Origin of the sequence: Methylobacterium sp. Leaf89, from assembly GCF_001422215.1 — a bacterium.
Classification (GTDB): Bacteria; Pseudomonadota; Alphaproteobacteria; order Rhizobiales; family Beijerinckiaceae; genus Methylobacterium.
The window spans coordinates 519,802-540,230 of sequence record NZ_LMML01000028.1; the positions used below are offsets into that span (position 1 = coordinate 519,802).

Sequence of the window (20,429 nt, forward strand, 5' to 3'; positions counted from 1 at the left end):
CAGGTTGGTCTGGCCCGCGATGTTCGTGATCATGGCGACGACGTCGGTGATGCTGGACGCAACCTCGGTCAGCCGCTTCACGGTCGCCTCGGTGCGGTGCGTGTCCTCCACGGCCTGGTTGGCCATGCCGGAGGATTGGCTGACCTGGGTCACGATCTCCTGGATCGAGGCGGACATCTCCTCGCTGGCGGCCGCGACCGTGTGGACGTTGGCCGAGGTCTCTTCCGCCGCGCTCGCCACCGTCGTCGCCTGCCGGATCGACTGATCCGCCGTGGAGGCCATCGACTGGGCGGTGGCCTCCATCTCGGTGGCCGCCCCCGCCAGTCCCTGCGTGAGGTGCGAGACGTTGGCCTCGAAGCGCTTCGTCAGCCCGTCGAGCACTTCGGCCCGGCGGATCTTCGCCTGGTTCTCGGCGTCCTGCTCGGCCGCCAGCTGACGCGCGTCGATCGCGTTGCGCTTGAAGACTTCCAGGGAGCGCGCCAGCAGGCCGATCTCATCCTTGCGCGCCATGCCCTCGACGCTGACGGTCAGGTCGCCGCTCGCGAGACGGCCCATCGCGGCGCCCATAACGGTGGCCGGACGGGTGATCGCGAAGATCACGATCAGGCCGGCGCTGCCCAGGGCGGCCAGCAGCCCGACGACGGCCGACGCCACCAGCGTGGTCGTGGTGCTTCTGACGATCTCGTCGGCGTTGACGGCGCTCGCCTTCAATTCCGCGTCGATGAGGGCGATCCGCTGATTCGCCTCCTCGCGCAGCTTGGCCCGCAACGGTGTCGCTTCTGTCTGGGCGATCCTGTTTCCGGTCGCGGGATCGTTGTTCAGGGCGGCCTCGGAGGAGCGGTTCAGAACGGCGAAGTAGACCTCCAACCCCCGTCGAAGCTCGGCGTTCGCCGCGACGCGATCGGACGTATCCGCCAGGGCGGCAAGGCTGGCCTGTGCCGCGTAGGTCGCCTTGATGGCGATGGCCTGCCGGGACTTGAAGTCGTGGCTTCTCGGACCGGTCGGATCGATCAGGATGTTGCGATTCTGGAGTGCGGCTTCCGTCAAGGTGATCTGCAGGCCGAGAGCGTAGCTCTGCCGTGCCATCTGCACCTGGACGATCTCCCGTGTCTGGTCCGCAATCCGGGACAGCGCATGACGGGCGTAGATCACAAGACCTACGGCGACCAGTGCCGTCATGGCGAACGGAATGATGATCTTTACCAGGAGGCTTAGATTATTGAACGTCCTCATCACGCATCCCGCCTCTGCAAATGGAGGATCATATTTGTTTCTTCACGGATCTCATTTGACAGTTAAATAACAGTTAATATTCGCAATTTATATGTTTAAATGAGGTTTGATTATTCAAAGATCGATAATAGTGTTGTTATGGTACAGATCCTAGAAGGATGAGTTCAGCAAGGTTATTATTCACCGCAGGATGAGTTCAGATGTTCTGATTTGGAGATAGGGTCATGGAACGGAAGAGTTCCCGTGCGCTGCCTTCTGCGAGATCTCGGGTTCGGTGGGTGTTCCTGGCTCGGCAAGAAGGACATTGCTGAAGAGGGTTTTTTGAATGCGCTGGAGCCGTCGTCAGATCATCTCGAACGGCCGGGTATCCTAACGACGTGACCCTCGGGACACGCGAGGCTTCGACGGCGCATCGCAACACTTGGTTTACCATTCCGGCACAGGATCGGTCCCGTGCCGGCCTGCCGCCGCCGGCCGCGATCGGCTGCCCTGCCCGGGCGCCGTGAGGCCCCGGAGAGCGCTGATCCCATGATGTCCCGCGCCGAACGCACGCCCCTGACGGACTGGTGGTGGACCGTCGACCGCGGCCTGCTGGCCGGCCTCGGCGCGCTCATGGTGGCGGGCCTGGTCTTCCTCATGGGCGGCGGGCCGCCCGTGGCCGAGAAGATCGGCCTGCCGACCTTCCACTTCCTCAACCGGCAGGCGCTCTACCTCGCGCCCACGATCCTCATCATCGTCGGCGTCTCGTTCCTGTCCCTGCGCCACATCCGCCGCGTCGCGCTCTTCACCTGGATGATGGGCGTCGCGCTCTGCATCCTGGCGAGCAAGTTCGGGCCGGAGATCAAGGGCGCGCACCGCTGGATCCAGTTCGGCGCCATCGGCATCCAGCCCTCGGAATTCGTCAAGCCCGCCTTCGTGGTGGTGGCGGCCTGGGCCTTCTCGGAGGGCGCGCAGCGCCGCGACATGCCGGGCGGCCTGCTGGCGATCCTGCTCCTGCCGGTCACCATCGTGCCCCTCGTGCTGCAGCCCGATTTCGGCCAGACCATGCTCATCACCATCGTGTGGTGCGCGCTGTTCTTCGTGGCCGGCCTGCACTGGTTCTGGGTGGCGGGCCTCGGCGCCGGCGGCCTCATCGGCGTGGCCGCCGCCTACCGCTTCCTGCACCACGTGCGCGAGCGCATCGATCGCTTCCTCGACAGCGATTCCGGTGACAACTTCCAGGGCTTCTGGGCCCGGCAATCGTTCAATTCGGGTGGCTGGTTCGGCACCGGTCCGGGGGAGGGCGTCGCCAAGCGCCACCTGCCCGACGCCCACACCGACTTCATCTTCTCGGTGACGGGCGAGGAGTTCGGCACCGTTGTGTGCCTCGGCCTCGTCCTCCTGTTCGCCTACATCGTCATGCGCGGCCTGAAGCTGGCCCGGCGCACCGACGACACCTTTTCGCGGCTGGCGATCACGGGCCTCACCACCCTGTTCGGCCTCCAGGCCTGCATCAACATGGCGGTGAACGTCCGGCTGATGCCCGCCAAGGGCATGACGCTGCCCTTCGTCTCCTACGGCGGCTCGTCGCTGATCTCGCTCGCCCTCGGCATGGGCTTCCTCGTGGCCTTGACCCGCAAGCGCCCCCGGACCACCACCCTGAGCCAGAAGCCGCCGGGCACCGCCCCGGCGACGATCGCCGGAGTGATGCGTTGACCGTTGCCACCGCCACGATCCTGCTCTGTGCCGGGGGCACGGGCGGGCACCTGTTTCCCGCCGAGAGCCTGGCCTACGCCCTGCGCGCCCGCGGCGTGCGGGTCGTGCTCGCCACCGATGCCCGGGTGGACTCCATCGCCACCGGCTTCCCCGCCTCCGAGATCGTCACCATCGCGTCCGCGACGCCCTCGGGACGCTCCCCGATCAGGCGCGCCGGCGCGCTCCTCACCCTCGGCCGGGGCTTCGGTGTCGCCGCGCGGGAGATCCGGCGCATCGATCCGGCCGCCATCGTGGGTTTCGGCGGATATCCCACGGTGCCGCCGATGCTGGCGGGGCAGATCCTGCGCGTCCCCACCATCCTGCACGAGCAGAACGCCGTGATGGGTCGGGCCAACGCCTTCCTGGCGCGGGGCGCCCGCGCCATCGCCACGGGCTTCCGCGAGGTCCGGGGCGTGCCGGCCAAGGCGCTGGCACCCCGGACCCACACCGGCAACCCGCTGCGCCCGGCGGTGCTCGCGGCCGCGAAGGTCGCCTATCCGCCGGCCGGTGCCGGCGATCCCCTGCACCTCCTCGTCTTCGGCGGCAGCCAGGGCGCCCGGGTGATGGGCGAAGTCGTTCCGGCCGCCATCGCCAACCTGCCCGCCGATCTGCGCGCCCGGCTCCACCTCGTGCAGCAGGTGCGGGCCGAGGACCTGACGCAGGTCCAGAATCTCTATCTCGGCCTCGGGCTCGCGGGCTTCGAGGCCGCGCCCTTCTTCAAGGACCTGCCGGCCCGCATGGCGGCGGCGCACCTCGTCATCGGCCGGTCCGGCGCGTCCACGGTCTCGGAACTCGCCGCCATCGGACGGCCCGCCATCCTGGTGCCGCTCCCCGGCGCCCTCGACCAGGATCAGGCGGCCAACGCCGCGACGCTGGCCGCCATCGGCGCCGCGCAGGCGATTCCGCAATCCGCCTTCACGCCGGACCGGCTCACCGCGGAGCTGGTCGACCTCTTCACCAATCCCGGAAAATTGACCGCGGCGGCCTCAGCCGCCAAAAGCGCTGGAATTCACGACGCGGCCGAGCGGCTCGCCGACATCGTCCTCGCGACGGCGGCCCGCACCTGACGGCGTCCGCCGATTGATCCCCTTCGGGCCGGTTCGTCCGGACCCCCGACGCCCCTGAGACTGGTCCTTCCCATGAAGCTGCCCGACAAGCTCGGCCCCATCCACTTCATCGGCATCGGCGGCATCGGCATGTCCGGCATCGCCGAGGTGATGCACAACCTCGGCTACACCGTGCAGGGGTCGGACGCCAACGACAACGCCAATGTCCGGCGCCTCTCCGAGAAGGGCATGCGCACCTTCATCGGCCACGAGGCCGGCAACGTCGAGGAGGCCGCCCTGGTGGTGGTCTCCACCGCGATCCGCCGCGACAATCCCGAGCTCGTCGCCGCCCGCGAGCGCCGCCTGCCGGTGGTGCGCCGGGCCGAGATGCTGGCCGAGTTGATGCGCTTCAAGTCCTGCGTCGCCATCGCGGGCACCCACGGCAAGACGACGACGACCTCCCTCGTCGCCACCCTGCTGGATGCCGGCAACCTTGACCCCACCGTGATCAACGGCGGCATCATCAACGCCTACGGCACCAACGCCCGCATGGGCGAGGGCGAGTGGATGGTGGTGGAGGCCGACGAATCAGACGGCACCTTCCTGAAGCTCCCGGCCGATGTCGCCATCGTCACCAACATCGACCCCGAACACCTCGACCATTTCGGCTCGTTCGAGGCGGTCAAGGACGCCTTCCGGCGCTTCATCGACAACATCCCGTTCTATGGCTTCGCGGTGATGTGCATCGACCACCCGATCGTGCAGGACCTCGTCGGGCACATCGAGGACCGCCGCATCATCACCTACGGCGAGAACCCGCAGGCCGATGTCCGGCTCATCGATGTGGACCTGCGCGGCGGCCAGAGCCGCTTCCGCGTGATGATCCGCGACCGCCGCCCCGGCTTCCGTCTCGAGATGGAGGATCTCGTCCTGCCGATGCCGGGCAAGCACAACGCCCTGAACGCCACCGCGGCGCTCGCCGTGGCGCACGAGCTCGGGGTCGAGCCGGAGGCGATCCGCAAGGCACTGGCCGGCTTCGGCGGGGTGAAGCGCCGCTTCACCCGGACCGGCGTGTGGAACGGCGCCCTGATCTTCGACGATTACGGACACCATCCGGTGGAGATCAAGGCGGTGCTCAAGGCCGCCCGCGCCTCCACCGAGGGCAACGTCATCGCCATCGTGCAGCCGCACCGCTACACGCGCCTCGCCTCGCTGTTCGACGATTTCTGCACCTGCTTCAACGATGCCGACACGGTCATCGTCGCCCCCGTCTACGCGGCGGGCGAGGCGCCGATCGAGGGCATGGACCGCGACGGGCTGGTCTCGGGTCTGAAGTCGCGCGGCCACCGCGACGCCATCGCGCTGCAGCGCTCCGAGGACCTCGCCGGCATCGTCGCCGGCCGCGCCAAGCCCGGCGACTACGTCGTCTGCCTCGGCGCCGGCAACATCACGCAATGGGCCTACGCCCTGCCGGGCGAACTCGCGGCCCTGGACGGCGTGACGGCGTGAAACCGGCCTACGGGTCGGCACCGTCCGGAATCAGATCCTCCGGGTCGACGTCCAGCGCACGCGAGGGTGCGATAAACAATGAGGTCGGCCGTGCGCTCACCCCGTTCCATCGCCGACAGGAGGGACTCGGTGATCCCGCCGAGGCTGGCTAGGGCGGCCATCGTCATGTCCGGGCGCTTTCGCCAGAAGGGGAGGGGGCGCGGAGCCCGGCGCACGGCATCGAGGTCAGACTTACTCGGGATCTCGTCCGCGCCGCTCGCCAGTCGCGCCTGCGAGGCCTGCAGCGTACGCGCGCCCGTCGCATCTTTGGCCAGAGCGACGAGCCGCTGGAAATCGGCCTCCGGCAGGATCACGATGGCTTCGCCCGAGGGCGTCTTGGTGCGCACGATGGTCATGCCGATCTTCCTAGCCGTAGATCGAGCCGCGCGGGCCGATGTCGGGCACCATGATCCGACCGGCGCGATCGTGAAGATCACCCGCCAGTCGCCGATCCGAAGGTGATATCCCTGCGTACCCCTCAGAGCCTTGATGTTGTTGGCGAGCGCATCCGGTCTCTCAGCGAGAAGGCGCAGCTTCCCGCGGATGAGCGCCTCTGTCCTGGGCGGCATCCGGATCAGAGCGCGCGCCGCCGGGCGTGTGGAACCGATCGTCCGGCCTAGCGCACGCTCCCGCTCGTCGTCCTGCAACCGATAGTCGTTTCAACTGAAAAGCACCCGCCCAATGACCGCCTTCCCGGACATCACGCCCGACATCCGCGCCCGGGCGCCGGCCCTGCGCGGGCGGCTCATCGCCAACCAGCCGCTCTCGGACCTGACCTGGTTCCGGGTCGGCGGCCCGGCGCAGGTGCTGTTCACCCCGGCCGACGCGGAGGACCTCGGCCTTCTGCTCTCGGCCCTCGATCCGGAAATACCCGTGACGGTGATCGGCCTCGGCTCGAACCTCATCGTCCGTGACGGCGGCGTGCCCGGCGTCGTGGTGCGCCTCGGCGGCCGGGCTTTTGGCATGGTGGCGATCGACGGCGAGACCCTGCGTGTCGGCACCGCCGTGCCGGACATGCGCCTCGCCAAGGCGGCGGCGGAGGCCGGGCTCGACGGGCTGGCGTTCTTCCGCGGCATTCCCGGTTCGGTCGGCGGCGCCCTGCGCATGAATGCCGGTGCCCACGGGGGCGAGACCACCGACGTGCTGGTGGAGGCCCACGGCATCGACCGCCGGGGCGAGGCGCGTCGCTTCACCCATGCGGAGATGGGCTTCACCTACCGGCACAGCGGCGCCCCCGACGACGTGATCTTCACGCATGCGGTGTTCCGCGGGAGCCCCGGCGAGCGGGCGGCCATCGAGGCCGAGATGGAGCGGGTGACGGCGGCGCGCGAGGCGGCCCAGCCGATCCGCGAGCGCACCGGCGGCTCCACCTTCAAGAACCCGCCCGGGGGCAAGGCTTGGCAACTCGTCGACGCGGCCGGCTGCCGCGGCCTGACGGTCGGCGGCGCACAGGTCTCGGAGATGCACTGCAATTTCCTGATCAATCGCGACAACGCCACGGCGGCCGACATCGAGGGGCTCGGCGAGGAGGTACGCCGGCGCGTGCGCGAGACCTCCGGCGTCGAACTCCACTGGGAGATCAAGCGCATCGGATTATCGACACGGGCGGCGTAAGACGGTAAGACGTAAGCTGGGCGACGGGGAGAACTCGATGACCGGACGGGACGTTCTGACGGCCTATTCGAAGGTCTCCGTGAAGAGCCAGACCGTGCTCCCGGCCGAAGTCCGCGAACGCCTCGGCATCGGCCCGGGCGATCGCCTTCGCTACGTGATCACCCGGGACGGCATTCGTATCGAGAAGGCGCGGCCCGAGGGTGAAGATCCCTTCGTGACATTCACGGAATGGGCCGGTGCCGCCGACGAAGAAGCCTATGGCAATCTCTAGGGACCCAGGCGGATGCACGTTCCCCGCAGGGACCGTGGTGGTCGTACCGTTTCCCTATTCAGACCGTTTGGCTGAGAAGCGTCGCCCGGCCGTCGTGGTCTCGGGGGAGGCCGTTGCCGAGGCGGGATTCGTCTGGATCGCCATGATCACCAGCGCGAACAACCCCGCCATGGGGGGCGATCAAGCGATCGACGATCTTGCTGCTGCCGGGCTTGATGCTCCTTCGGTCATCAGACCCATCAAGCTGGCCTGCATCGAACCGGCTCGCATCCTCAAGCGGATCGGAACATTGCCGCCGGTCGCGGCCGGCGCGGTTTTCGATGCGATCAACGACCGGATCGGCCCGCGAAGGCCGGCGTGACGACGCAACCCATGTCCGCGCAATTCCCAGGAGTCCCCATGTCCAAGCACGTCGCCGTCCTCATGGGCGGGTGGTCCTCCGAGCGACCGGTCTCGCTGAATTCGGGCCATGCCTGCGCCGATGCCCTGGAGGGGCAGGGCTTCCGCGTCACGCGGGTCGACGTCCAGCCGGACATCGCGACGGTGCTCACCGACCTGCGGCCCGACGTGGCATTCAATGCGCTGCACGGGCCCGCGGGCGAGGACGGCACGATCCAGGGCCTGCTGGAGCTGCTGCGCATCCCCTACACCCATTCCGGCGTGCTGGCCTCGGCTCTGGCGATGCACAAGGAGCGTGCCAAAGTGGTCATGCGGGCGGCCGGCGTCAGCGTCCCGGAGGGCCGCGTCGTTAACCGTCATGAGGCCGCAAAGTCACACGTGCTGACGCCGCCCTACGTGCTCAAGCCGGTGGCCGAGGGCTCCTCCATGGGGGTCATCATCGTGCGCGACGGACGCTCCCATCCGCCCCAGGAAGTGGGCCGCGCGGATTGGGGCTATGGCGATGAAATCCTTGCGGAAACCTACGTTGCCGGGCGCGAGCTGACCTGCGCCGTGATGGGCGAGCGGGCCCTCGGGGTGATCGAGATCAAGCCCGCTTCGGGGGAGTGGTACGACTTCGACGCGAAGTACGCCGAGGGGGGGTCGATCCACGTCCTCCCGGCAGAAATTAAACCAAATCTTTACCAGCGTGTCCAAGAGTTGTCGTTAACGGCGCATCAAGCACTCGGGTGCCGGGGCATCAGCCGTGCGGACCTTCGCTACGACGACACACCGGGGGGAACCGGTGCCCTCGTCGTGCTGGAGGTCAACACGCAACCCGGCATGACGAAGACGAGCTTGGTCCCGGAGATGGCAGCCCATGCGGGCTATAGTTTCGGTGAGCTCGTTCAATGGATGGTGGAGGACGCAACGTTGGGCCGCTAGGGGCCGAAGGCCCGCTCGGCGGCCACGGCCTCCCCGGGTCGGGCCTGCCGGGTCCGGCCGCCGGCACCGTGCGTTCGGTCCGGTCCGCGCTGGCGGCGCGCCTGCGCCGCTTCACGCCGCCCGGTCGGCGCTCCCGCCTCGCGGTCCCGATCGAGCGCCGCGTCCCGCGCCACCTCGGGACGGCGGCCTTCTCGGTCTCCTTCGCCGCCCTCGCCCTCGCCGGCTTCATCGGCAGCGGCGCCTATGACCGCTTCGTGGCCGAGCACGGCCGCCCCCTCGACATCGCGGCGCGGATCGCCGGCTTCGGCGTCGAGCGCGTCACCATCTCGGGCATCGCCCGGCTCTACGAACGCGAGGTGCTGCAGGCCGCCGGCATCGACGGCCACTCCTCGGTGGTCTTCCTCGACGTGGCGGAGGCCCGCGAGCGCCTGCTGGCGGTGCCGCTGATCGCGAGTGCCTCCGTGCGCAAGGTCTATCCGAACGAGATCGTCATCACCCAGGTCGAGCGCGAGCCCGCCGCCCTCTGGCAGCGCAACGGCGAGATCGCCGTGATCGCCGCCGACGGCACGGTGATCGACCAGATGCGCGACGACCGCTACGCCGCGCTTCCCCTCGTGGTCGGTGACGACGCCAACCTCAAGCTCAAGGACTACCTCGCCCTGATCGAGGCGGCCGGCGCCCTGGCCGAGCGGGTCAAGGCCGGCACCTACGTGTCCGGACGGCGCTGGACGCTCAAGCTCGACGGCGTCGACATCCGCCTGCCCGAGACGGGCGCCACCGAGGCCCTGGCTCGATTGGTCAAGCTCGAGCGCGACAACCGCATCCTCGAGAAGGACATCATCGCGGTGGACCTTCGCATGCCCGACCGGGTGGTGGTGCGGCTCACCGAGGAGGCGGCCGCGGCCCGCGCCGAATCCCAGAAGAAGTCCAAGCCCAAGGGGACCAGCACATGAGCCGCACGATCCGTCCGGCGCATCCCGCGTCCCGTCCCCGTTTCACCTCCTCCGCCCGGTAGCCCGATGCACGACCCGCACGGCCTCACCCCACGCCTGAAGCCTCTCTCCGCCCGGCGCAGCACCACCCTCTCGGTGCTCGACATCGGAACGAGCAAGGTCGTCTGCCTCATCGCCGAGCTTCAGCCGGCCGAGGCCCTCACCACCCTGCGCGGGCGCACCCACTTCGCCCGCGTCATCGGCATCGGCCACCAGCGTTCGCAGGGTCTCAAGGGCGGCGTCATCGTCGACCTCGAGGCCGCCGAGGGCGCGATCCGCCAGGCGGTCCACGCCGCCGAGCGGATGGCGAAGGTCGAGGTGCAGTCGGTCATCGTCAACATGTCCGGCGGCCGGATCGGCTCGCAGCACTTCGAGGCGCGCGTCGGCACCCGCACCGGCACCGTCACGGGCTCCGACGTGGAGCGCGTGCTGGAGACCGCCTCCGCGCACGGCGTCAGCCCCGGCCGGGCGGTGCTCCACGCTCTGCCCACCGGCTACGCCATCGACGGCCAGGGCACGGTCATCGATCCGTCGGGCATGATGGGCGACGCCCTCGGGGTCGACCTCCACGTGGTCACCGGCGAGGCGGCCGCCGCCCGCAACCTCATGCTCGCCGTCGAGCATTGCCACCTCGGCGTCGAGGCGGTGATCGCCACCCCCTACGCCGCCGGGCTCTCAGCCCTGGTCGACGACGAGGCCGAGATGGGCGTCGCCGTGGTCGACATGGGCGGCGGCACCACCAGCGTCGGCGTCTTCTCCGGCGGCCACCTCGTCCACGTGGACGCCGTGGCGGTCGGCGGCCACCACGTCACCATGGATATCGCCCGCGGCCTCTCCACCCGGGTCGCCGCGGCCGAGCGCCTCAAGACCCTCTACGGCTCGGCCATCGCCACCGCCTCCGACGAGCGCGACATGATCGCGGTCCACGGGGTGGGCGAGGACGAGGGCGATGCCCCCAACCACGTGCCGCGCTCGCAGCTCGTGCGGATCATCCGCCCGCGCGTCGAGGAGGTGGTGGAACTGGTGCGCGACCGCCTCCGGGCCGCCGGCTTCTCGGCCCAGGCCGGGCGGCGAGTGGTGCTGACGGGAGGCGCGAGCCAGCTCGTCGGTCTGCCGGAGGTCGCCCGCCGGGTGATGGAGGGCCAGGTCCGCATCGGCCGGCCGCTCGGCATCCGCGGCCTGCCGGAGGCCGCCAAGGGACCCGCCTTCTCCGCGGCGGTGGGCCTCCTGGTCTACCCGCAGGTGGCGCATGCGGAGCATTTCGAGCCGCGGGGCCACGGAGCCTTCGCCGGCACGGGAACGGACGGCTACCTCTCGCGCGTCGGACGCTGGATCCGCGAGAGTTTCTGAGACGACCGCCGTCGCGCCCCAAACCCCACACATCGGGGTGGGTGCGAACGGCCAGACGAGAATCGGCGCCTTCCTCAACCGAGGCGTCAAACGAAACGTGAAAGGCACGAGAGGCTCGACACCATGGCCATCAGTCTGCAGGCGCCGGATATCCGGGAACTCAAGCCCCGCATCACCGTCTTCGGTGTCGGCGGAGCCGGCGGCAACGCCGTCAACAACATGATCGAATCCGGCCTGCTGGGCTGCGAATTCGTGGTCGCCAACACCGACGCCCAGGCGCTGACCTCCTCGAAGGCCGAGCGCGTGATCCAGATGGGCCTCGGCGTGACGCAGGGCCTCGGCGCCGGCTCGCACCCCGAGGTCGGCTCGGCCGCCGCCGACGAGGTCATCGACGAGATCCGTGACCAGCTCTCCGGCGCCCACATGTGCTTCATCACCGCCGGCATGGGCGGCGGCACCGGCACCGGCGCGGCCCCCGTCATCGCCCGTGCGGCCCGTGACATGGGCATCCTCACCGTCGGCGTCGTGACGAAGCCGTTCCAGTTCGAGGGCGTGCGCCGCATGCGCACCGCCGAGGCCGGCATCCAGGAGCTCCAGGCCGCCGTCGACACCCTGATCGTCATCCCGAACCAGAACCTGTTCCGGGTCGCCAACGAGAAGACCACCTTCGCCGACGCCTTCGCGATGGCCGACCAGGTGCTGTACTCGGGCGTCGCCTGCATCACCGACCTGATGGTCAAGGAAGGCCTGATCAACCTCGACTTCGCCGACGTCCGGGCCATCATGCGCGGCATGGGCAAGGCCATGATGGGCACCGGCGAGGCCTCGGGCGAGAACCGCGCCAACCGGGCCGCCGAGGCCGCCATCGCCAACCCGCTCCTCGACGACGTCTCGATGAAGGGCGCGCGCGGCCTGCTGATCTCGATCACCGGCGGCAACGACCTCACCCTCTACGAGCTCGACGAGGCCGCCACCCGCATCCGCGAGGAGGTCGATTCGGACGCCAACATCATCCTGGGCGCCACCTTTGACGAGAGCCTCGACGGCATCATCCGGGTGTCCGTGGTCGCCACCGGCATCGAGCCGGCGCTGATCGCCGCCAACTCGCAGAACAACCCCGACATCGTCCAGACCGAGCAGCGCATCGCCGAGGTCGCCGAGCGTCTGCGTGCGGAAGCGAGGGCGCGGGCCGCACAGCCCGCGTCGACCTTTCGCCCCGTCGGACAGGACGGAGCCGTAGCGGCCCCGGCCGCGCAGCCCGCCGCTCCGGCGTCGCTGCAGGCCGCCCCGATCCAGGCCGCTCCGGTCCAGGCTCCGGTGCAGCAGGCCCTGCGCGCCCCCGAGCCGATGGCCCTCGCCCCCGAGCCGATGCGGGTCGAGCTGCCCCAGGCCCCGGTGATGCGCGACGAGGTGATGCTGACGCAGACCCAGCCGCGCGCCGCCATGTCCTACGAGCCCGCACCGATGCCGGCTCCCGAGCCCGCGCCCCAGCATGCCGCCGGCCCGTTCGTGCCGCCCCGGCCGGCCGTGGCCGTGGCCCGCGCCCCGCGCATGCCGCAGATCCAGGACCTGCCGCTTCCCGCCCAGGCCCAGCTCCGGGCCCGCGAGGAGCAGCCGGCCGAGCCGGCCGGCGATTCCAAGCGCATGACGCTGCTGCGCCGTCTCGCGACGGTGGGCTTCGGCGGACGCCGTGAGGAGGTCGAGGCCGCGCCGCTTCCGCAGATGCGGGCGCCCGCCGCCCCGGTCCCGCAGGCCGCCCCGCCCGCGGACTACGCCAAGCGCGCTCCCGTGCAGGCTCCCCCGGCCTACCGCCCGGCCCAGGGCAACCTCGATCCTCAGGGTCGCGTCGCTCCCCAGGCCCGCATGATGGACGACGACCAGCTCGAGATCCCGGCCTTCCTGCGCCGCCAGGCGAACTGAAACCGGGGTCCGGCGGACGCGTCAACGCCAAGGCTGAGATATTTCAGCCACAGGCCCGGAGCCTCGCGGCTCCGGGCTATGCCTATTGTTAAACCGTTGTTCCAAAACGAGATTCGGATTCGCTGGTGGAAACCGCGGCTGTAACACAGCGTAAGAATCCGTGATTTGGCCTGCCTTGGAGGCGCGGCTATACGAATTTTGGAACGACAAGGCGCGGTGGTTTCGGCCATCAGACGCCGGCAGGGGCTTCAAGCAGCGGACGGATCGCAAGGGGCGCAGGGCCCATCCCGACGGGATGGGCGCGCCCGATCACGGCCGAGGGCTATGGAATGCGAACGAACCAACAGACGACACTCAAAGCCCCCGCGACCCTGAGCGGCATCGGCGTCCATTCCGGGAACCCGGTCGAGATCACGCTGCATCCGGCGCCCGCCAACCACGGCATCGCCTTCCTTCGCACCGGAATGCCCACCGGTAACGACCGGCTCATCAAGGCCCATCACGCCTGCGTCTCCGCCACCGAACTCTGCACCGTCATCGGTGACGTCGAGAGCGGCGCGGTCGCCACCATCGAGCACCTGATGTCGGCGCTCTACGGTCTCGGGATCGACAACGTCCTCGTCGAGATCGACGGCCCAGAGATGCCCATCCTCGACGGCAGCGCGCTCCCCTACGTACAGGCCATCGACGCCGTCGGCACCGCGACCTGCGGCGCCGCCAAGCGCTGGATCAAGGTCCTCCGCTCCGTCCGCATCGAGGTCGGCCGGGCCTTCGCCGAGCTCCGCCCCATCGACCGGGGCTTCCGCCTCGACGTCGAGATCGATTTCGAGAACCCGGTGATCGGCCGGAGCCGCAAGGCGATGGACCTCACCCCCTCCGCCTACCGTCGCGAGATCGCCGGAGCCCGCACCTTCGGCATGATGCGGGACGTCGAGCGCTACTGGAAGGCGGGCTTCGCCCTCGGCGCATCCCTCGAGAACACCGTCGCGGTCGGCGAGACCGCCGTCGTGAACCCCGAGGGCCTGCGCTACGCCGACGAGTTCGTCCGGCACAAGTTCCTCGACGCCGTGGGCGATCTCGCCCTCTCGGGTCTCCCGCTCCAGGGCGGCTACCGCTCCTATTGCGGCGGTCACCGCATGAATGTCGGCGTCCTCACCGCCCTGTTCTCCGATCGCGCCAACTACGCCATCGTCGAGGCCCCCGGCGCCCGCCGCGAGGCCAGCCTGACCGAGTTCGGCGCCAGCCTCGGCATCGCCGCCTTCGTGGGCGATCTGTAGCGCCACCGACACACAGCCGTCGTTTCTGTCCAGGGCGTGGCCCGCCCGCCGCTTTCGCGCCCAAATCGCGCTCCACGGTGAATCGAGCGTGAAACGGGACGTCCGTCCGGTGTGCAGCGCACCCGGATCGTGGCATGAGGCCGTCAGCCACGCGACCGACCTTTGTGATGGCTTGACGACGCGAGTCCGAGAACGGACCCGTCTGTTGGGGGAACACCGGAATGCGCCTTACTCATCCCAACCGCGGTGCGATGGCGGCCGTGCTGGTGTCCGTCCTCGGCCTCGGCCTCGGCGGATGCGACGCCCTCGACTCGATCAATCCCTTCGCCGAGAAGTACAAGCCGGAAGTGGTTCCGGATGTTCCCGCCGACAAGCTCTACAGCGAGGGCTTGGCGCGGATGGAAGACAAGGACTACGAGGGCGCCTCGAAGAAGTTCGGCGAACTCGACAAGGCCTACAGCTATTCCGACTGGTCGCGCAAAGCGCTGCTGATGACGGCCTACGCGAATTACGAGGGCGCGAAGTACGACGACGCGATCAACGCCTCGAAGCGCTACCTGCAGCGCCATCCGGCGAGCAAGGACGCGGCCTACGCCCAGTACCTGATGGCGATGTCGCACTACAAGCAGATCCCCGACGTGACCCGCGACCAGGACCGCTCCGAGAAGGCGCTCGCCGGCCTGCAGGAGCTCGTCCAGAAGTACCCAACCTCCGAATACGCGGCCGACGCCAAGGCCAAGATCCAGATCACGCGAGACCAGCTCGCCGGCAAGGAGATGGAGGTCGGGCGCTTCTACCTCGAGCGCCGCAACTTCCCGGCCGCGATCAACCGGTTCCGCGACGTGGTCAGCAAGTACCAGACGACCCGTCACGCCGAAGAGGCCCTGGAGCGCCTGACCGAGGCCTACATGGCCCTTGGCCTGACTCAGGAGGCCCAGACCTCCGCCGCCGTGCTCGGCCACAACTTCCCCGACAGCCCCTGGTACAAGGATGCCCACGCGCTCCTGCAGAACGGGGGTCTCGAGCCGCGCGAGGAGAAGACCTCGTGGATCAGCAAGGTCTATCGCGGCGTCATCGGGCGCACCGCCGAGGCCCAGTAATCCCGGCGCCGCTCCGGCGCCCGTTCGGCGTTCCGAGCGCCGCTTGGCCGCTCCCGGTGGGGGCGGCATCTTTTTGCGTGAAGCCGGCGGCACTTCGCCGTAAGGACAGCGCCAGGCTTCACAACGGGACCTCAGACGCGGCATGCTGAGCCAGCTCGCGATCCGCGACATCGTTCTCATCGACAAGCTCGTCCTGAACTTCCGCGAGGGCCTCAGCGTCCTCACCGGCGAGACGGGCGCAGGCAAGTCGATCCTGCTCGACGCCTTCGCGCTGGCCCTCGGCGGCCGCGGCGACGGCCGCCTCGTGCGTCACGGGGAGGGGCAGGGTGCCGTCACGGCCGTGTTCGACGTGCCCCTCGATCATCCGGCCCGGGCGCTCGCCGCCGAGGCGGAAATCGACACCGAGGGCGATCTCATCCTGCGTCGCGTGCAGATGGCGGACGGGCGCACGCGCGCCTTCGTCAACGACCAGGCCGTCGGCGTCCAGGTCCTGCGGGCCATCGGCGCGGCCCTCGTGGAGATCCACGGGCAGCACGACGACCGGGCCCTGGCCGATCCCACCACCCACCGCGCCATCCTGGACGCCTTCGGGGGCCTGCAGGGCCCACTGGTTCAGGTCGCCGAGGCGGCCAAGCGCGTGAAGGGCGCCCGCTCCGCCCTGTCCGAGCACCGGGCCCGGGTCGAAGCCGCTGCTAAGGAATCCGATTTTCTGCGTCATGCCGTGGCGGAGCTCGAAATCCTCGCGCCGGAGCCGGGCGAGGAGACCACCCTGGCCGAGCGCCGCACGGTGATGCAGCAGAGCGAGAAGGTCGCCCGCGAGCTGAACGAGGCGATCGAGGCTTCGGGCGGTCCCATCGTTTCCCATCTCTCCTCCGCCCTGCGCAAGCTGGAGCGCCGGGCGGCGCAGCTGCCGGCCCTGGTCGAGCCCTGCGTCGCCGCCCTCGACACCGCCCTGACCGCCCTCGACGAGGCCCACACCATCCTCGACGTGGCCCTGCGCGAGGCGGAGTTCGATCCGCGCGAGCTGGAGCGGGTGGAGGAGCGGCTGTTCGCCCTTCGGGCCGCCTCGCGGAAATACCAGGTGCCGGTGGACGACCTCGCGGCCCTGCGCGCGCGCTACGCCGCGGACGTCGCGGCGATCGACGCCGGCGAGGAAGCCCTCGGCGGCCTGGAGGCGACGCTCGCCGCGGCCGAGGCCGCCTACGCGAAGGCCGCGGCCAAGCTCACGGAGGGCCGCAAGCGCGCGGCCAAGGCCCTCGACGCGGCGGTGAAGGCCGAGCTGCCTCCGCTCAAGCTGGAGCGCGCCCGCTTCATCACCGAGATCGCCACCGATCCGGACTCCCGCGATCCGTCCGGCTACGACCGCGTGGAGTTCTGGGCCCAGACCAATCCCGGCACGCGCCCGGGGCCGATGATGAAGGTCGCCTCGGGCGGCGAACTCTCGCGCTTCATGCTCGCCCTGAAGGTGGTGCTCGCCGACAAGGGGTCCGCGCCGACCTTGATCTTCGACGAGATCGACACCGGCGTCGGCGGGGCGGTGGCGGATGCGATCGGCGCCCGGCTTGGGCGCCTCTCCACTCGGGTCCAGGTGGTGGCTGTGACTCACGCGCCGCAGGTGGCGGCGCGGGCGGAGACGCACTTCCTGATCGCCAAGGACCCCGTGAAGGGCAGCGACCGGGTCGCCACCCGGGTCGCCTCCCTTGAAGCCCCGGCGCGTCGCGAGGAGATCGCCCGGATGCTGGCCGGCGCGACGGTGACCGACGAGGCCCGGGCCGCGGCTGCGCGCCTCCTTCAGGCGGCCGACGTCTGAGCGTAACGGCGCGGCGCGGCCTTTAACGGTTCCTTAACCATGTTGGGCGACACTCGTTGAACGGCGAGTGTGCTCCATTTCGGCGCCGGCGTTGGATCGCTCGAACGAGGGACTGAGACGTTGGACCAGAGAGTTTGCGACGGCGAGATGCGGGAGGACACGACGCATGCGTGTCAGCCCAACCTGCCCGACGACACGCGGTACCGTCTTGGAACCGCGCTGCGATCGATCTACGAAGAAACCTGCGACACCCTGCCGATCCCAGACAGCCAGATCGATCTCCTCCTGCGCCTGCGGCACAAGGAGCGGGACCTGCGGCGGCTCGACTAGGGGTCCACTACCAGCGCCGCGCATTGGGCTGCCGCTTGTACTCGGCGGCGCGGATCTGGGTGAGGACGCGGTCGAGGCTGAGGAGCAACACCTTCTCGTCGTCGGCGGCCTGGTCCACGGCCACTTGGCCCGGGCCGAACTGCCGGCGCAACTGCACCAACGACAATTGGCGTTCCAGATCCTCGCGCTGCGCATGCAGGTCGAGGAAGGCGGCCTCGTCGGCATCGATGGCAGTCGTCGTCTCCGTCACGGCTCGTCACCTTCTCTCGCCGGTCGGGGACCGGCGACGAAGATCAACGCGCGAAGTCCCGAAACCGTGCCGCGCTTGTGCGCGACGGATCAGCGAAAGCCGCCGACGCGCCGGTCTCGCTTGCGCTCGGCGGCCGGCTGGTAGGCGATCTGTGCGTGGGCGGTGCAGTAGGGCAGGCCGGTGATCGAGCGGTCGCCGCAGTAGTGGAAGTCGGGCGAGGTCGGATCGCCGATGGGCCAGCGGCACATCGATTCCCGCAGGTCCATGATCGTCACGCGACGGGAGATCGTCAGGGCCACGGGTGGCACCACAGCCGGTGCGGCCGCGGGTGCCTCGAAGGCAACGGGGGCATCGTCGAGGTCCGGGGCCACGATCGCGGGTGCCGCGACCTCCAGCTCCGGCTCGCGCACGACCTTGCGGGGCGATACGCCGGGCGTCTCGGACGCCTTGACGCGGCCCGACAGGCCGAGCCGGTGGACCTTGCCGATCACTGCGTTGCGGGTCACGCCGCCGAGCTGCGTCGCGATCTGGCTGGCGCTCAGGCCATCCTCCCACAGCCGGCGCAGGAGATCGACCCGCTCGTCCGACCAACCCGGGACCGTTTCCGTCATAGCCCCCTCCGAAATCGCCCGCTTCCGTCCGTTCGGCTCACGTGACGCCCCTGCACCGGGCCTGCGGCGCCGAGATCAAGACCGTCATCGCAGGAAGGACAGCGGCCCCCCGGCCGTCGATGTGCGAACCGTACAGGACGCCGAGACGCCGAGGCAAGTGCGGGCAGGATCAGGCCCGGCACCCCGCGCACCTGTCCACCGGCAAAGGCCGGGCGGCCGCGCGCTGGCCGGCCTCGCCCGTGCGGCCCGGATAAGCTAGAGCGGCGGCTCCGTGCCCTCCCGTCCGCCCCCTGACCCCCTGCGAGTGTTCATGACCGCCCTGCCGCCCATCGCCGTCTTCGACCTCGACGGAACCCTGGCCGAGACCGCCGGCGACCTGATCGGCACCCTAAACGTGATCCTGCGCCGCGAGGGGCTCCAGGCCCTGCCCCTCGAACAGGCCCGGGACATGATCGGGGCAGGCGCCAAGGCCCTGATCCAGCGTGGTTTCACCACGGCCGGCGAGCCGCTGTCGACCGAGCGGCTGGAGGCGCTGTTCTCGGACTTCATCGCCCATTACGGCGACCATCTCTGCGAGCAGTCGCACCTGTTCCCCGGCGTGGTCGAGGCTCTGGACGCCCTGCGCGCCCGCGGCTTCCTCCTCGCCGTGTGCACCAACAAGTACGAGGGCCAGGCCGTGCGCCTCCTCGAACTCCTCGGGGTGGCCGACCGCTTCGCGACCATCTGCGGCCGCGAGACTTTCCCGTACTTCAAGCCGGATCCGCGCCACATCACCCTGACCGTCGAGCGTGCCGGCGGCGATCCGGCCCGGGCCGTGATGGTGGGGGATTCCCGCGCCGACATCGATGCCGCCAAGGCTGCCGGGATCCCGGTGGTGGCGGTGCCCTTCGGCTACACCGACCTGCCCGTGACGGAGCTTGGCCCGGACCGGGTCATCGCCCATTTCGACGATCTCGGCGCCGCCGTGGAGGCCCTTCTCCCCGCCGCCTGATGCGAGCGACGGTTGCGGACCACGAAAAAGGGCCGCCCCATTGGGCGGCCCTCTCTCATTCCGACGTGGCGTGCCGGTCAGTTGATCCGGTCGGCGAGGTTGGCGGAGTGGGCGTGCTCGCCAGCGATGTACGGCAGCGCTTGGTTGGCGAACTCACGACCCTGCGCGTTGTCGCCGTTGCGGGCGTAGGAGGCGTAGAGGCCGAGGGTGCGGGCGTCCGAGTTGGCCTGCTGGTCGACGTAGGTGCGGTCGAAGTCGCGGCCCGCGCGGGCGGACTTCAGACGGTCGATGCGGCCCTGGCCCTCGGCGCCGATGGCGACGCGGCGGCCCGGCTCCGAGGGGCTGTTGTCGACGAGGCCGACGCCGCCGAGGACGCCGCCCACGACGCGTTGGGCGATGGTGGCCGAGATCGTCACCGGGGCGAGGACGACGCCGATCGGGTTGTCGAGGCGGGTCTCGAAGGGCTGGGTGTCGGACACGACGGTGCCGCCGGCGGTCAGCGAGGTGCCCTCGGGCAGCAGCGCCTGGGTGGTGGCCTTACGCTCGACCAGGACGTTGTGGGCGTACTGACGGACGCGCGGGTTGCGCGAGCGCTCCAGGGCGATGCGGCTCGACTCGATGCTGACGGCATCCGAGCGCAGCGCCGCGGCGCGGAAGTCGGAGGTGTCGGTCACGGTCGGCTGGTTGTCTCCGAATTGCGGCGCGACGCGGAACGACAGGGGCTCCTGGGCGAGCGCCGGAGTGGCGAGGGCGGCGACCGACAGGCCGAGGGCGGCGAGGAGGGACTTGGTCATGGCAGGGTCTCTTTCCGGGGCGCCCGCACGGCGCCGTTCTTGTTGATCGTTTGCGGTGCGGCAACACGCGGCCCAAGCGGGCGTTCCACCCTGCGTCGCATTGGAGCATTGCGTTCGGAGGGGTGTCATTCCGCCGGCCCGACTCCAAAGCGGCCCCGTTCCCCGAGGGGGGATGGCGGTGCGCCCGTCGGATGTCGCGTCCGCCAGCGCGGGGCACCGCAGCGCGCCGCCCTCC

At 69.8% G+C, this 20,429-nt stretch carries 20 protein-coding genes; 15 read left to right on the plus strand and 5 right to left on the minus strand.

Translation table 11 applies throughout. The features are described from left to right. Positions 1–1,233 (minus strand): methyl-accepting chemotaxis protein (locus ASF18_RS13635; RefSeq protein ID WP_244472702.1); only part of this gene is annotated, 1,233 nt, incomplete at its 3' end. A gap of 528 nt (positions 1,234–1,761) precedes the next feature. Here ASF18_RS13635 and ASF18_RS13640 point away from each other — a divergent pair. The 3 genes from ASF18_RS13640 (at position 1,762) to murC (ending at position 5,522) form a co-directional block, all read left to right on the plus strand. Next, positions 1,762–2,928, plus strand: coding sequence for a putative peptidoglycan glycosyltransferase FtsW (locus tag ASF18_RS13640; protein WP_056215997.1), 1,167 nt, complete (start codon positions 1,762–1,764; stop codon positions 2,926–2,928). Then, positions 2,925–4,034 carry an undecaprenyldiphospho-muramoylpentapeptide beta-N-acetylglucosaminyltransferase gene (murG, locus tag ASF18_RS13645; RefSeq protein WP_056352297.1) on the plus strand — a complete coding sequence of 370 codons (1,110 nt, stop codon included), beginning with the start codon at positions 2,925–2,927 and terminating at the stop codon, positions 4,032–4,034. The genes ASF18_RS13640 and murG overlap by 4 nt, the downstream gene beginning before the upstream one ends. Before the next feature lie 72 nt (positions 4,035–4,106). Continuing rightward, positions 4,107–5,522, plus strand: coding sequence for a UDP-N-acetylmuramate--L-alanine ligase (gene murC, locus ASF18_RS13650; RefSeq protein WP_056215994.1), 1,416 nt, complete (start codon positions 4,107–4,109; stop codon positions 5,520–5,522). Here murC and ASF18_RS24765 read toward each other — a convergent pair. Beyond that, positions 5,474–6,208, minus strand: a complete 735-nt coding sequence (locus ASF18_RS24765; RefSeq protein ID WP_244472703.1) for a hypothetical protein — start codon at positions 6,206–6,208, stop codon at positions 5,474–5,476. The genes murC and ASF18_RS24765 overlap by 49 nt on opposite strands. Positions 6,209–6,242: 34 nt before the next feature. Between ASF18_RS24765 and murB the strand changes: the two genes are divergently transcribed. The 11 genes from murB to ASF18_RS13710 all read left to right on the plus strand — a co-directional run bounded on the left by murB (position 6,243) and on the right by ASF18_RS13710 (position 17,548). Then, on the plus strand, positions 6,243–7,175 hold the full coding sequence (gene murB / locus ASF18_RS13660) for a UDP-N-acetylmuramate dehydrogenase (RefSeq protein ID WP_056352303.1): 933 nt from the start codon (positions 6,243–6,245) through the stop codon (positions 7,173–7,175). A 37-nt stretch (positions 7,176–7,212) separates the two neighbouring features. Then, on the plus strand, positions 7,213–7,446 hold the full coding sequence (locus tag ASF18_RS13665; protein WP_056215989.1) for an AbrB/MazE/SpoVT family DNA-binding domain-containing protein: 234 nt from the start codon (positions 7,213–7,215) through the stop codon (positions 7,444–7,446). 37 nt (positions 7,447–7,483) lie between these two features. Beyond that, positions 7,484–7,807, plus strand: a complete 324-nt coding sequence (locus ASF18_RS13670; RefSeq protein WP_244472704.1) for a type II toxin-antitoxin system PemK/MazF family toxin — start codon at positions 7,484–7,486, stop codon at positions 7,805–7,807. A 38-nt stretch (positions 7,808–7,845) separates the two neighbouring features. After that, the gene (locus ASF18_RS13675) at positions 7,846–8,769 is read left to right on the plus strand and encodes a D-alanine--D-alanine ligase (RefSeq protein ID WP_056352307.1); all 924 of its coding nucleotides are present in this window, start codon (positions 7,846–7,848) and stop codon (positions 8,767–8,769) included. A gap of 68 nt (positions 8,770–8,837) precedes the next feature. Beyond that, positions 8,838–9,722, plus strand: a complete 885-nt coding sequence (locus ASF18_RS13680; RefSeq protein ID WP_244472705.1) for a cell division protein FtsQ/DivIB — start codon at positions 8,838–8,840, stop codon at positions 9,720–9,722. 66 nt (positions 9,723–9,788) lie between these two features. Next, a complete protein-coding gene (gene ftsA, locus ASF18_RS13685) occupies positions 9,789–11,111 on the plus strand; it encodes a cell division protein FtsA (RefSeq protein ID WP_056215981.1) in 1,323 nt (440 codons plus the stop codon). Positions 11,112–11,234: 123 nt separating this feature from the next. Beyond that, the gene (gene ftsZ / locus ASF18_RS13690; RefSeq protein ID WP_056215978.1) at positions 11,235–13,031 is read left to right on the plus strand and encodes a cell division protein FtsZ; all 1,797 of its coding nucleotides are present in this window, start codon (positions 11,235–11,237) and stop codon (positions 13,029–13,031) included. A gap of 329 nt (positions 13,032–13,360) precedes the next feature. Next, the gene (gene lpxC / locus ASF18_RS13695) at positions 13,361–14,308 is read left to right on the plus strand and encodes a UDP-3-O-acyl-N-acetylglucosamine deacetylase (RefSeq protein WP_056352310.1); all 948 of its coding nucleotides are present in this window, start codon (positions 13,361–13,363) and stop codon (positions 14,306–14,308) included. A 221-nt stretch (positions 14,309–14,529) separates the two neighbouring features. Then, positions 14,530–15,408 carry an outer membrane protein assembly factor BamD gene (locus ASF18_RS13700; protein ID WP_056215974.1) on the plus strand — a complete coding sequence of 293 codons (879 nt, stop codon included), beginning with the start codon at positions 14,530–14,532 and terminating at the stop codon, positions 15,406–15,408. Positions 15,409–15,550: 142 nt separating this feature from the next. After that, positions 15,551–17,218, plus strand: a complete 1,668-nt coding sequence (recN, locus tag ASF18_RS13705; protein ID WP_056352313.1) for a DNA repair protein RecN — start codon at positions 15,551–15,553, stop codon at positions 17,216–17,218. A gap of 120 nt (positions 17,219–17,338) precedes the next feature. After that, positions 17,339–17,548: a hypothetical protein gene (locus tag ASF18_RS13710; RefSeq protein WP_156389702.1), complete on the plus strand. Its 210-nt coding sequence runs from the start codon at positions 17,339–17,341 to the stop codon at positions 17,546–17,548. Positions 17,549–17,555: 7 nt separating this feature from the next. Here ASF18_RS13710 and ASF18_RS13715 read toward each other — a convergent pair whose 3' ends face one another. After that, positions 17,556–17,798, minus strand: a complete 243-nt coding sequence (locus ASF18_RS13715; protein ID WP_056352316.1) for a hypothetical protein — start codon at positions 17,796–17,798, stop codon at positions 17,556–17,558. 89 nt (positions 17,799–17,887) lie between these two features. Beyond that, positions 17,888–18,409 (minus strand): GcrA family cell cycle regulator, encoded by a 522-nt coding sequence (locus ASF18_RS13720; protein ID WP_056352319.1) that lies wholly within the window; start codon positions 18,407–18,409, stop codon positions 17,888–17,890. A gap of 310 nt (positions 18,410–18,719) precedes the next feature. Here ASF18_RS13720 and gph point away from each other — a divergent pair, with 310 nt between their 5' ends. After that, the gene (gene gph / locus ASF18_RS13725; RefSeq protein ID WP_056215962.1) at positions 18,720–19,400 is read left to right on the plus strand and encodes a phosphoglycolate phosphatase; all 681 of its coding nucleotides are present in this window, start codon (positions 18,720–18,722) and stop codon (positions 19,398–19,400) included. Between the two features lie 77 nt (positions 19,401–19,477). On the opposite strand, the gene ASF18_RS13730 is transcribed toward gph, so the two are convergent. After that, on the minus strand, positions 19,478–20,194 hold the full coding sequence (locus ASF18_RS13730; RefSeq protein ID WP_056214300.1) for a DUF4142 domain-containing protein: 717 nt from the start codon (positions 20,192–20,194) through the stop codon (positions 19,478–19,480). Positions 20,195–20,429 lie beyond the last annotated feature (235 nt).